This window comes from Burkholderia sp. JPY481 (assembly GCF_038900515.1).
In the GTDB taxonomy this organism is placed as follows: domain Bacteria; phylum Pseudomonadota; class Gammaproteobacteria; order Burkholderiales; family Burkholderiaceae; genus Paraburkholderia; species Paraburkholderia youngii.
This window is the reverse complement of sequence record NZ_JAYMRT010000004.1, coordinates 15,870-29,081: the sequence shown is the minus strand read 5'-3', so window position 1 is coordinate 29,081 and position 13,212 is coordinate 15,870. Positions and strand designations below refer to the sequence as shown.

The 13,212-nt window shown below is 59.3% G+C and carries 9 protein-coding genes; 7 read left to right on the top strand and 2 right to left on the bottom strand.

Features of this window, described 5'->3' with window-relative positions:
* Positions 1–18: 18 nt before the first annotated feature.
* Complete coding sequence (locus VSR82_RS12150) at positions 19–1,158, top strand: glycosyltransferase (protein ID WP_410851340.1); 1,140 nt, start codon at positions 19–21, stop codon at positions 1,156–1,158.
* A gap of 169 nt (positions 1,159–1,327) precedes the next feature.
* A complete protein-coding gene (locus VSR82_RS12145; RefSeq protein ID WP_152850826.1) occupies positions 1,328–2,287 on the top strand; it encodes a UDP-glucose 4-epimerase family protein in 960 nt (319 codons plus the stop codon).
* A gap of 88 nt (positions 2,288–2,375) precedes the next feature.
* Here VSR82_RS12145 and VSR82_RS12140 read toward each other — a convergent pair whose 3' ends face one another.
* Positions 2,376–3,836 (bottom strand): hypothetical protein, encoded by a 1,461-nt coding sequence (locus tag VSR82_RS12140; protein WP_429460712.1) that lies wholly within the window; start codon positions 3,834–3,836, stop codon positions 2,376–2,378.
* 322 nt (positions 3,837–4,158) lie between these two features.
* On the opposite strand from VSR82_RS12140, the gene VSR82_RS12135 reads away from it, so the two are divergent.
* The 3 genes from VSR82_RS12135 to VSR82_RS12125 all read left to right on the top strand — a co-directional run bounded on the left by VSR82_RS12135 (position 4,159) and on the right by VSR82_RS12125 (position 8,318).
* Positions 4,159–5,535, top strand: a complete 1,377-nt coding sequence (locus tag VSR82_RS12135) for a class I SAM-dependent methyltransferase (protein WP_498857713.1) — start codon at positions 4,159–4,161, stop codon at positions 5,533–5,535.
* A 285-nt stretch (positions 5,536–5,820) separates the two neighbouring features.
* Positions 5,821–6,816: an FkbM family methyltransferase gene (locus tag VSR82_RS12130; protein ID WP_368585886.1), complete on the top strand. Its 996-nt coding sequence runs from the start codon at positions 5,821–5,823 to the stop codon at positions 6,814–6,816.
* A 131-nt stretch (positions 6,817–6,947) separates the two neighbouring features.
* The gene (locus tag VSR82_RS12125) at positions 6,948–8,318 is read left to right on the top strand and encodes a class I SAM-dependent methyltransferase (RefSeq protein ID WP_429460708.1); all 1,371 of its coding nucleotides are present in this window, start codon (positions 6,948–6,950) and stop codon (positions 8,316–8,318) included.
* A 207-nt stretch (positions 8,319–8,525) separates the two neighbouring features.
* Here VSR82_RS12125 and VSR82_RS12120 read toward each other — a convergent pair whose 3' ends face one another.
* On the bottom strand, positions 8,526–9,641 hold the full coding sequence (locus tag VSR82_RS12120; RefSeq protein WP_368585888.1) for a glycosyltransferase family 4 protein: 1,116 nt from the start codon (positions 9,639–9,641) through the stop codon (positions 8,526–8,528).
* A gap of 256 nt (positions 9,642–9,897) precedes the next feature.
* On the opposite strand from VSR82_RS12120, the gene VSR82_RS12115 reads away from it, so the two are divergent.
* Together VSR82_RS12115 and VSR82_RS12110 are read left to right on the top strand one after the other, a co-directional pair.
* On the top strand, positions 9,898–10,920 hold the full coding sequence (locus tag VSR82_RS12115) for an MraY family glycosyltransferase (protein WP_368585889.1): 1,023 nt from the start codon (positions 9,898–9,900) through the stop codon (positions 10,918–10,920).
* Positions 10,921–10,931: 11 nt separating this feature from the next.
* Positions 10,932–12,812 carry a polysaccharide biosynthesis protein gene (locus tag VSR82_RS12110; RefSeq protein ID WP_176109369.1) on the top strand — a complete coding sequence of 627 codons (1,881 nt, stop codon included), beginning with the start codon at positions 10,932–10,934 and terminating at the stop codon, positions 12,810–12,812.
* The last annotated feature ends 400 nt before the right edge of the window (positions 12,813–13,212 follow it).

The following is a 13,212-nucleotide window of genomic DNA, read 5'->3' as shown; positions in this document are numbered from 1 at the left end:
CCGCGCGAAGGAAGCCGTATGAAGGCGCTGCATATATACCGCACTTATTTTCCCGATCCCCCTGGCGGCCTTCAGGAGGCGATCCGGCAAATCAGCCTGGCGACGAAGGCGTGCGGCGTCGAATCGAAGATATTTACGCTTTCACCTCAGCCTGTGCCGCGCGAACTGACGGTTGCAGAAGGGCAGGTGATTCGATCCAAATCATGGGCGGCGCCCGCGTCTTGCGATCTTGGCGGTCTCGATGCGTTCCGGCAGTATCGTAGGCTCGCGGACTGGGCCGACGTTCTGCATTTCCATTTCCCCTGGCCGTTCGGCGATGTGTTGCGCATGATGGGCGGCAGCGGCAAACCCGCCGTCATGACGTATCACTCCGATGTCGTCCGTCAGCGCTTCCTCGGCTCCATATACGGGCCGTTGATGGCGCGCATGTTGTCTTCGATGTCGGCCGTCGTCGCGACCTCGCCGGCTTACGCGAAATCGAGCACCGTACTGGCTTCGCTGGTCGCGCCGCAGCGGCTGCAAGTCATACCGCTAGGGATCGGCGACTACGCGAACAGCGATTTCGCCCAGCGATGCGGACCGCAAACGCTCGCCCGCATGGCACTCGGCGATAAACCGTATTTTCTTTCGCTTGGTGTACTGCGCTACTACAAGGGTTTGCACACGCTGATCGAAGCCGCGCCCTTGATTCCGGCAACCCTGGTAATCGCGGGATCGGGGCCAGAGATGCAAAACCTGAAGAAACTCGCGGCGGATGTCGGTGCTTCCAATGTCATCTTTGCCGGCCAGGTCAGCGAAGAAGAGAAAATCGCATTGCTGAAGGGGTGCCGTGCGATGCTCCTGCCTTCGCACCTCCGCTCGGAAGCGTTCGGGATGGTGCTGGTCGAAGCATCGATGTTCGGCAAACCCATGGTTTGCTGTGAGGTCGGTTCGGGCACGTCGTTTGTGAACGAGCACAATGTGACTGGTTTCGTCGTTCCGCCCGAATCTCCGCGTGAGTTCGCCGCGGCTGCTTGCCAGTTGCTCGCCGACGAAACATTGGCTGGACAGATGGGACTGGCGGCGCGGGCCCGTTATGAGCGGTTGTGTTCAGCGCCCGCCCTAGGCCGCGCGTACCGACGGCTGTACGACCAGGTAGCGACCGCTGAGCGAATGTGAACCGGATCGGGAGAGACCGCGTATGGGTTGCTGTTCGATCGGGTGCATCCGCACCGAACCCGGAACTGTTCTGCCGGCCGAAACGACGCCGATGCGCGGATCATAGCCCGCGCATACCTTACGGCGTGCAGAGGTTCGTGCCGGACCACCTTATTTTGCGCATTCCACCATGACTCACACCGTACTCATCACTGGCGCGAACGGTTTCGTCGGTCATGCCGTTTCGCGTGCTCTCCTGCAGCGCGGAGACGCCGTCACAGGCGTCGTGCGCCAGCCGGGCACTACTTGCGACGGAGTGCGCGAGTGGGTTCTCGAAACGAGTGACTTCCTGGAGGTCGGCAGTCGCTGGCCTGCGGCGCTCGTTCCCGATACGGTGGTGCATCTGGCAGCGCGAGTGCACATGATGCGCGACACCAGTACCGATCCACTGGCCGCCTACCGCGAGACCAATGTTGCAGGGACGTTGCGTGTTGCCAAGGCAGCGCTCCACGCCGGTGCGCGCCGGTTCGTATTCGTTAGCAGTATCAAGGCGATTGGCGAACGCGATGAGGGCCGTCCGCTGCGCGAGAGCGACGAGCCGGCCCCATGCGATCCTTATGGTGTATCCAAGCTCGAAGCTGAACGGGCGCTTTTCGCCTTGTCGCGTGAAAGCGGACTGGAAGTGGTCGTGGTGCGCCCGCCGCTGGTTTATGGGCCGGGCGTGCGGGCGAATTTCCTGCAGCTGATGGATGCAATATCCCGAGGTCTTCCACTGCCGCTTGGCGCGATTACCGCGCGGCGCAGCCTCGTGTTCGTCGATAATCTCGCCGATGCGATCGTCCAATCCGTGACCGATCCGCGCGCGGCGGGGGAGACGTTTCACGTGACGGACCGGCACGATTTGAGCGTCGCCGAACTGGCTCGCATGCTCGCGACGCAACTTCACGCGCCGTGCCGTCTCGTGCCTGTGCCGCCAAGCGTGCTGCGCATGCTGGGCAAGATTAGCGGGCGTTCCGCGCAAGTCGACCGGCTGATCGGCGAGTTACGGCTCGATAGCTCGCACATCGGTAAGACGCTCGGCTGGTATCCGCCGCACACTGTCGAACAAGGACTGTTGCAAACTGCAGCATGGTATCGGGCGACGCGCTGAAAATCGCTGCTGGCGAATCTCGATTCCACCACCTTCCCAGCGCTCCCGTTAACGGCCGACATTTTTTTCCGCCATCCGTCGTCCGGCATCACTTGGCCACAAGCTGAGAAAGGCGCGAGTCCGGGTCGGCATAGATGAGTATGTCGTAACCGTTCACGCGCTTTAGCACAGAGGGCTGGCCGAACTGCGCGATAACATCGGCTGTGGTGTAGTTGTCCGGATTAACCGTGTCGACGAGGATGAATCGCTTCCCGGTGGGAGATCCGTACCACTCGTGCCGCGATAGCCACAAGTATGGCCGGATCAAGCCATCCGCACCTTTTATTACGGCGCGCGTACGCACGGAGTTGCCTGACGCGAGCGTGGTCGACGAGGCAGACCAATATGGCCCATACCCGTCAGTCAAGCGATTCTCTTGAAGCCACGCTGCAAGACCCTGGATTGCAGGGCCAAAGTAAGTCGGGTTTTCACGCGCTACATGGAGCGTTCCCCAAAACGATCCGGCCGACAATATGCCGGCAGCAACGATTAGCAATCGTCCCAAAGTGCTGCCGCCAAGCAGCTTTGCACCTACGATCGATCCATACACCAACGTCGGCAAAAGATAGCGATACGACGTCAGGTTCTGCATCTGGTCGCTGAGAAGCGCGGCGAGCATGGCGATGACGCTAGACCACGCGAAGCACATCAATAGAAAGTCTGTGTTTCTGAGCTGCTCGAGCCTGCCGGAGAACATGCGTCTGACCATCAGCAGGCTACCAGCGATCGCGGCGACCAGAAATACGACGCGAGCGAACATCGTAGCCGGCGTCGCGGCCAGAGCCTCTCTGAAGCTCATGCCGCCGCTGGGAGCTAGCGGTCTGCCTGTGAAGTCCGCGCCAAAGATCATCAGCAAGCCGCGAGTCACTAGTGCGAAGTTACCCGAAAGCCGTTCGAAATCCGCGAAGGCCGCAGGTTGAGGCGAAATCGCGAAGCCGTGGACCTTTGCCACCACCGCAATGGCCAACCTTCCAATGACGAGGCCGAGCGCCAGTGAAGCGGCGACCCAGACACATTTGTCGCGCTTGACTGCAGCGAGCCAGTGCAATCCGCAAACCACGATTGCGGGTCCGATCGCGGCGGATACGATAAAGGGGTCGCTGAAGCTCCCCATGAACGCGAGCAACGCCAGCCAAAAAAAAATTGCCTTCGAAAGCTGTGGCGCGCACCATTGACGATACGCGAACCAGAACAGACCTGCCCCGAGAAGGATCGTCGTGATGTGCGTGGGTGCGGTGCCGAGAACACGCATCGAGTGGTCGTCGATGACGATTGGAAGTCCCAGGCACACGAACACCGCTGCCTGTTGCCATCGGCTATCCGGGGTGATCTGACCGGTCATCCAGATGCAGGAGCAGACAACAGCTGCCCAGACCATCGCTGGAAAAATAAACAGGATTCGAGGGGTTAACCCCAGGAAGAGAGTCAACACACCCTCTGGAAGCAAATCCGTGAAATAGAATGGGTCGGGGGGGAATTCCCAACCGCGAAGCAGAGGATTGCCGAGCACTATGTCTCGGGCTGCCAACAACGAGTTCACGTCATCGCTGGTTCGTGCCAAAAAATGAAACAGCGAAAAGTACGTTACCGTGAGGACAATGAATGCGGATAGATATATTGGCGAGCGTAAATATCCCCAACGGTTTCGACTGCGAACCATGAACACACCTTTTGAGGTAAGGTTGCGAGACGAACTTTTCGATAGCACATATGCAGCTTGATTGACCGCGAAAACTACCTTTCGTGCTCCGCCATTGAGTATTCCGCTGGCTTATTTCAGGCCGCGCCGGGATGCCGACCAGGCAACGGTCCATTAACTTTCCGAGGATTCTATGGCAATTTTCGACCAGGGAGAACTGAAAGAAATCGACGAGATTCTGGCCTCCATCGAGAACGGAGCCACTCGTGACGTCAACCTGCAGGACCGCTTGGCGAGGATTTCGATCAGAGCTGCCGGCGAACTTCGTACGCTGAACGAGATGGATCCCTTCTCCGACGAGTACCTGACGAAAATTCGCCAAGTTCACGAAGAGATCGTGGGTCAAATGCATACTTTGGAGCCGCGAGCCACGCGTCAGTCGAACCATGAAGGTGAAAGTTCGGGGCCGTATCCATGGGATGCCCGACATCCGAAGTCGGTTGCTGCGATGCTTATCGCATGCGGGTTCCTGATCCAGGTTGCAGACATCCCGCGTCACGGACGCATCCTCGAAGTCGGTTGCGGTACGGGTTCGCTGACCTGGAATCTGGCGCGTATGGGATATCGAGTCGACGCGCTGGACCCGAGCTTCGCGCAATGCGATTCGGTCGTCGCCACGACCAGGGATCTGCCATTCGTGCCGAATGTCATCGCGTCGACGCTTAACGACTGGATCGATAAACGCCAAAAAAGCTATAAATACGACGCAGTGATTTTTTTTGAATCGTTCCGCCGTATCATGGATCACAAGTCTTGTCTCGAGAAGCTTACGCGAGACGGGCACATTGAAGATAACGCCAAAATCATCATTGCCGCAGAGTCAATTTTTCCGAGCACTTCCGAGCTGCTCCCGTATCCTTGGGGGCCTCGTCTGGATGGCGCATCACTGCGCTCGATGCGCAAATGGGGGCGGCTTGAACTCGGGTTTACACGAAGGTATCTGCAAGACTTATTGGCTCGGGTTGGCATGCAATATAAGCGTCTCGAAACGGACCTGGCCCTTCCGTTATCGCAAATCGTCGTCGGATCGCGCCGCATTCAACGTCCATATTGTGAAGTTCTACTGAAAGACGACTCTCGTCGTTACAAGGCTACGATCGAAGAGGGGTTCAATCTCGCCGCAGAAGGGTTCCCAAGCTTCCTCAAATGGGCCTCTGGCCTCTCGTTCAGGGAGGACTGGGGGCGATGGACGGTCGGCTCTCGCGTTGAGTTGGTGTTTAACGAGCAGTTACCGTCAAACGTGGAAATACTGCTCGAACTTCATCAAGTCTTTGGGCCAAATGTCGGCAAGTACCTCACTGTAGTGATCGACCAGAAGTCTCAGGTCGAGACTCTAAGGATGGTAGAAGACAAAAAGTCATATTCGTTCAGGTTTCGTGACGTAAAGACAAAGATGCTGACGCTGCTGATCCCGTGTCCAGGCAGACCCAAAGAAGTGCCAGAGTGGGGCAATGAGGACGCCCGCCAGATCGGAGTCGGAATTCGCTCAATTGCGTTCCGCGAACTGTAGCGAATCGTCCGGTGCGGAGAAAAGCTTTTGACTGCAGGCGAGGGGACGTGCACATCATCGCAAAGATGGTATCGGCGATCGACGCCCAAACCTCCGGCAACAGATGGTGGCAGTCTCGTTCGCCGATTTCATCGTTGAGTACCGCTCGAGTCACGGGATCGCGTCTATGTCAAAGCCGGGCGGGTGCGTGGGGACTTCGGGTGACGCCATATTTGCGCTTCTGCTTATAGAGAATCGTTGTCTAGCTGCGGATCGTATACAAATACTTACACCTCAGGATTGCAAATGAGTCTACAAAGCAGGAAGGTACGCATTGTTGATGCCATTTTCGACATTACTGGCGACAGCGGCTATCTCACCAGCATGGGCGACACATTCGAGCCGGCGACGCTCGACGTGCTGCACTCCCTGGTTACCAACGAGTCGCATGTTATCGACGTAGGCGCGAACATCGGATTTACGTCCATCGCTTTTTCTACATTCTGCCCAAACGGCAAGATTGCCGCCGTTGAACCTGTGCCTCGAACTTTCGAGCTATTGGAGAAAAACCTGTCCGCAGCTGGAGTGACTAACGTGTCGCGTCTTAATTTCGCGTTGGGCGCGCAGGCTGGCGAATTGAAAATGCAGGGAAATCCTGACTTCCTGGCTGGATCGTTCGTTGCCGACAAGTTCTCGATCAACGACGGCATCCATTTCGTAGACACTGTGCCGGTCTATCGTCTGGACGAAGCATTCGAATCCATGGGCCTCGCGCGTGTTGACGCGATGAAAGTCGATGTCGAGGGTTTCGAGCTCGATGTCTTCGAAGGCGCCCGCGCAACCCTCGAAACTTTCAAGCCTCTGGTGTTCATGGAGATGAATCACTGGTGTCTTTCCATGTTTCGACGAATGACTATTCCAGATTTTCGCGAACGGCTCCTCTCCATCTTTCCTTACATCTACGCCATCCACGGTTTGGAAGCGTGCGATATGCGCGTCGAGAATGTCGCCTATTACGTCGCTCATGAGCACCTGACGCAGAACAAATTTACCAACCTCATTGCCGGGTTCGACAAGGATCGCGTCGCTACGGCCATCGAACGATACAAGGAGCGGCGCGCTGCCCATTTGCCAGCGTGGGCGGGGCTTTTGCCGCATGAGATCGATGCATTGATCGCTCGAGCGAAAGCCGCGGAAGAACGCGCGAGGATTTATGAGTACCGTTCCGAAGTGCTGGAGAAGGTCGTCAATGACAAGGAGCGATTGATCTGGGCACTTGAAGAAAAGCTCGCTCGGAAATAGACCAGACTGCGCCGGCAACTCCAGCGCGAGTGCCGAATGAGCGGGGCGCCGCGAAGACCGTGCGGCGTTCTGAATGGCTGAATAGAACCCGCCGTCCGTGCGACTTAACTCATGAGCAGAAAGGAGCACCCATGACTCTCTTTAATCAAGCCGAATTCGCAGAGTTGGATCGCATGCTTGCAGATGTCGAGCATGCTGCTCAGGATAATGCTGATCTCATTCGGCGCTTGGCGGCGTTTTCTATCTCACCCAGTGGCGATCTTTCTGAAATGAAACGCCTCGACCCGGTTTCCGATACTTATATTGCCCGTGTGAAATCGGTACACGAGGAAATCATTGGTCGGACGCATGACGCCCATCTCGAAGGGTTGCCGGACGCGAACCTCAATCCGGAGCATGAACGGGACTGGCCGTATCCTTGGGGTACCAAATCCGCAGGGACCGTGGGTATATCGCTGATTGCATATGGGTTTCTTATCAAGGTCGCCAACCTTCCGCCGAGCGCGCGCATTCTTGAAGTGGGTTGCGGTGTGGGTTCGCTGACCACGAATCTGTCGCGCATGGGATATCGCGTCGACGCTCTCGATCCGAACGAGTTGCAGTGCAAGATCATTCGCGATGCAACGAAGCACTATCCCGAGCCGCCAAACGTCATCGCGCAAACATTGGACCAATGGTTAGCGTCCAGGACTGCAAACTACAAGTACGACGCGGTTATCTTTTTCGAGTCGTTCCATCACGTCATCGATCATCGAGACTGTCTGCGCGAAATGCTCATTAATCACCTGGAGCTCGATGCAAAGATAATACTGGCGGCGGAACCTATCCTTGAACAGGAGAACTCGCTGCTTCCCTATCCTTGGGGGCCGCGCCTCGACGGGGAGTCCTTGCGGGCGATGCGCCGCTGGGGCTGGCTCGAATTGGGATTTACGCGTGCGTATATCAAGCGGCTATTCGACGATTTCGGGCTTTCCATCGAAACGTTCAGCTGTGTCGACGCGCTCCCGCTTTCTCAAGTCGTCATTGGCCAAAAGCCTCTCAATACCGTCAATCGGACGATTGATAACGGGAGCCGCTATGCCGCTGCGCTGGAGGATGGAATAGCTCTATCCATCGACGGAATGCCTGCCTATGTCTCCTCGTTTTCGGGACTCTCGGTAGCGGAAAGTTGGGGACGATGGACTATCGGCGATATCGTGAAGCTTGAATTTACGCACAAGCTGCCACGCGACTTTGCGCTCAGGTTGGAACTCAAAAGCGTCTTCGGTCCCAACGTGAGAAAAGACCTGCAGGTACGCGTCGGCGCAAAGACGTCCGCTAAGAAGCTCGCGCCGATCGAAGAGGCGACGACCTATGAATTTTGCTTCAACGATGTGGACGCAAATGCGCTGGAGTTCGTCATTCCCCATCCTTGCCGGCCGAAAGATCTGCCTGGGCTCGGCATCGAAGATCCCCGCCGCATCGGAATCGGCATCGAATCGCTAACTATCATGCCGCGATAATCCACTCTGCGAGCGCTGCGAGAGGCCGTTTGGCTGTCCTGGTTGCGCAAGGGAGAAGCATGACCGCAAGTCCTCTTTCACCGAGTAGGCGCAGCCGATCCCGCGGAACGCGCGCCGCCCGATGCGCCAGCGCGGGCGAACGCGTTGCCGAACGGATTTACGTCGGTCCTCCATGAGGCGACGCCGAGTTGCACTTGCTTTAGACGACTATGCTTCGATTAGGCCAAAGAGTTCGTCAAAGCTTTTTTCCCACGTTTGTCGCTCGAACCACTGTGGAATCTGCGCTTCATAGGCCTTCAGTCGTTCGGGGTCGTCGATCAGACCGCGAATCACCCTATAGGCCTGGCCCGTGTCGTACGAGTCGAACATCAGCGCAGGGAACGGATTGATCTCCGGAAGGCTCGTGTTGTTCGAGGTGACGCATACTTTGCCGTAAAACAGGCTTTCGCTCGCAGGCAAACCCCATCCTTCGGCATGCGACGGGAATGCCGTAAACATGCAGCCTTTCAGCAAGCCGACCAGCTGTTCGTCCGTGATGCCGTGACGGATCTCGATCAGATCCTTGACGAGCGGGTCATGCGAAAGCAGATAGACGAGATCGCTCGCCAGCCATCCCGCGCGACCTACCAGAACCAGCTTTGGGCAGCGTTCAGCGAGGTCTGCCGCAAGTTTTCGCCAGACGTAGTACAGCAGCAGATGATTTTTTCGTATCTCTATCGTTCCAACGCTGAGCACATATGGCCGGTCGATGTCCGGCGCGACGCCCGTCTGGCCCATATCGTTGCCGCTCTTCATCACGACCGTCTCGGCCCGCGGTGCCAGGATGCTGCGCACATCGCGGGCTGTGCTATCCGATACACAGACGTACCGGTCGACGACAGTCGGAAGCAACCTGAGGAATTGAGCCGCACGGTTGCCGAATTCCTGCTCGAAAAACATCGGCGATTTGATCGGGATCAGGTCGTGGACAAGATACTCGAAGATCGTACGCGGGTGCTCACGCCTCAATTCGGCCATACAACCATAGTACGGCGCGTGGTCCCAGCCGACTTCGCAAAAGAAGATCCGATCGCCTTCCGCAAGCTGCGATGTGAGCGGGTGACCTGCGGGGCAGCGGTCCGCGTTGAACGGTTCGTCTCCAGCGGCAAGCCGCTTGAAGTACGCGACGTCCCGGATGGCAATGAACGATTCTTCCGTGCGGTGGTAGTAAAAATACCGCACATCGTCGCGACGCAAGCTTTGCAGGAAGATGTTTTGCGTGACGCGCGGGATGCCGTGCGGTTTTGGTCCCCAGTGCTCCAGAAGTGAGACTTCAATCCACACCTGATTTATGCTCACATTCATCCTCTGAGGCAGGGTTCAATTGGGGCTCCGATCATACCGGGTTCCAGGACATCCTTGGTTGGTTGCCGGGAGGGCCAAGCGACTGCGTCGCACGTACAGTCTGGTAACACCGCAGGCGCGAAGTGCGTCGGAGCGACCCACAGTTGGAAGACTCGCGTATGGCGCTGCCCCATGCAGACTGCCGGCACACACGCGGTGGTTTAGAATTCTAAGCTTTTGGCTTCCACAAAAGGCGATGCCAGTCGCTGCACTCACCACTTGCCCGTTGTTCCATCTGCTCGTGTGGGCCGTCGCCGCACTTGCCGCCTGCGCCGCGATCCTGTGGACGCTCTTGCGCACCGGCCTCGCGTGGCGGCTCGCCACCGACATCCCCAACGACCGCTCGCTGCACACGCGCCCGACGCCGCGCGTCGGCGGCTGGGGCATCGTGCCGGTCGCGGTGCTGCTGATCGTGCTCGCGGCGCCGTCGCTGTGGCTGGCGGCGCTTGCCGCGGCGCTGCTCGCGGCGCTCTCGCAGATCGACGATCGACGCGGCCTGCCAGCGCGCGTGCGCTTCGGCGGCCATGCGGCGGCGGTGGCGGCGCTGATCGCCGTCTATCCGGCCGACGTGCCCTGGTGGGCGCTCGCATGCATGGCGGTGCTACTGGTGTGGCTCGTCAATCTCTACAACTTTATGGATGGCTCGGACGGCCTGGCGGGCGGCATGGCGCTGTTCGGTTTCGGCGGCTACGCAGTGGCGGCCTCGCTGTCGAGGCACGCGGACCCTGCGCTCGCCACGGCGAGCCTGATCGTCGCAGGCACGGCCGCGGGTTTTCTGCTGTTCAACTTTCACCCAGCGCGCATCTTTCTCGGTGACGCCGGCTCGATCCCGCTCGGCTTTCTGGCCGGCGCGCTCGGCTATTGGGGCTGGCGCGAGGGCGTCTGGCCGGTGTGGTTTCCAGCGCTGTGCTTCGCGCCATTCATCGGCGATGCGTCGGTCACGCTGCTCAAGCGCCTGCTGCGCGGTGAAAAATTTTGGCAGGCGCATCGTGAACACTACTATCAAAGACTGGTGCAGTCGGGTTTGGGGCACGCATCGACCGCGTGGATTTGGTATTTGTTCATGGCGGCGGGCATAATGCTTGCTGTCTGGGCGCTACAATTCGCTCTTCTGTATCAATGGCTGGTTGTCGTCGCATGGGCTGCCGTGCTGGTCATAGCGGGGCTGTGTATTGATCGCCGCTGGCGGCGCCATGTGTCCCGTTCCGGGCCAATCTGAGGTTCTGCGCAATGAAAAGCTTCAAAGCCAGATGGCTTTCGTTCAGTGCGTTTGCGTTCGACCTGTGCGCGGTGGCCATGGCCTGGCTGCTGGCCTATGTGATCCGGTTCAACGGACCGGTGCCCGCGCCGTTCTGGTCGAGCGGGCTGCATGCACTCGTGTGGGTGCTGCTGATCTATGCGGTGATGTTTCGCAGCTACGGCCTCTATCGCGGCATGTGGGTGTTCGCGAGCCTGCCCGATCTGGTGCGGATCGCGAAGGCGATCGGCGTCGGCGCGCTCGTCGTCGTGATCGGCTCGGCGCTGTTGCAGCCGGCGCCGGTGGTGCCGCGCTCGGTGCTGATCGTGTCGCCGATGCTGCTGTTCCTGACCATGGGCGGCTCACGCGCGCTGTATCGCGCGGCCAAGGAGTTCTATCGCTACGGCGGGCTGGTCGGCCAGGGCAAGCCGGTGCTCGTGCTGGGCGCGGGCAATGCCGGCGCGAACCTCGTGCGCGAGCTGAAGCGCTCGGGCCAATGGCGCCTCGTCGGTCTGCTCGACGACGATCCGATCAAGCAGGGCCGTGAAATCTACGGCTATCGCGTGGTTGGCGCGATCAGCGATCTGCAGAAAATCTGCACGGAGCTGAAGGTCGAGCACGTGATCATCGCGGTGCCGTCGGCGTCGGTGGAGGCGCATCGGCGCATCGCCACCCTGTGCGTGCGCGCCGGCGTACGCGCGATGACACTGCCCGCGCTCACGCCGCTCACGCAAGGCCAGGCGTTCCTGTCGCGGGTGCGGCAGATCGATCTCGAAGACCTGCTCGGCCGCGACCCCGTGACGATCGACACCGAGCACGTCGCCGCGCTGCTGAAAAACCGCGTCGTAATGGTGACGGGCGCGGGTGGCTCGATCGGCTCGGAGCTGTGCCGGCAGATCCTGCGTTTCGGTCCGGTGCAACTGGTCGCGTTCGACATCTCCGAGTTCTCGATCTACCGCCTGAACGAAGAGCTCCGCGACAAGTATCCGGAAGTGTCGGTGGTGCCGCTCGTCGGTGACGTGAAGGATTCGCTGCTGCTCGATCAGGTGATGGCGCGCTACTGTCCGCACATCGTGTTTCATGCGGCGGCCTACAAGCACGTGCCGTTGATGGAAGAGGTCAACACCTGGCAGGCGGTGCGCAACAACGTGCTTGGCACGTACCGCGTCGCGCGCGCGGCGATCCGCCACGACGTCGCGCATTTCGTGCTGATCTCGACCGACAAGGCCGTCAACCCGACCAACGTGATGGGCGCGAGCAAGCGGCTCGCGGAGATGGCGTGCTCGGCGCTGCAGCAGCAGGGCGCGCGGCGCACGCAGTTCGAGACCGTGCGCTTCGGCAACGTGCTCGGCAGCGCGGGCAGCGTGATTCCCAAGTTCCAGGAACAGATCGCGCGCGGCGGACCGGTGACGGTCACGCATCCGGAAATCACACGCTTCTTCATGACGATTCCGGAGGCGTCGCAACTCGTGTTGCAGGCGTCGAGCATGGGGCGCGGCGGCGAGATTTTCATTCTCGACATGGGCAAGCCGGTGCGTATCGCCGATCTCGCGCACGATCTGATTCGCCTGTACGGTTTCACCGAAGAGCAGATTCGGGTCGTGTTCACGGGTTTGCGCCCGGGCGAGAAGCTTTACGAAGAACTGCTCGCCGACGACGAAACCACCACGCGCACGCCGCACCCGAAGCTGCGCATCGCGCAGGCGCGCGAAGTGCCGGACAGCCTGATCGATAACCTGCTGCCGTGGCTCATGCAGCATCGCGTGCCGGCTGACGATGAAGTGCGGCGCGATCTGCGGCGCTGGGTGCCGGAGTATCTGCCGGCGACGGCGACGACGCTGCGTAGTGTGGCGCCGGCGACGCGGGTGTCGTAGGCGTTCCGCTGCCGCGAGTCGTCGGAGTAGTCGAAGCCTTGAATCAGTAACCGCGAATGCGGGTCGTTCGACCCGTTGAAATTGGCCGTTGGATGTTTATCGATAAGAGCCCCAGCAGAGTTGCTGGGGCTTTTTTATTTTTGCCGATCAGAGTTGACAACCTTCGCACAAGCCCCGGCTTTTCGGAGTCGTCTGAAGCCTGCGCCCGGCACATACACCTAGCATTGAACCGTCGCTGCCCGGTGTGTCGGCCCGCTGAGGTGGCGGCTCTGTTGGCTCTTTTATCCGTGATGCAAATGTTTTGCGCGCACTTGAGGCGCGCTTTTTTTGTGCAGGCGAAAGAGACGGCAAATCCGGAATCGACCAGTAGCGCGCCAGTGGCACGCGCGCTTGCGGTCTA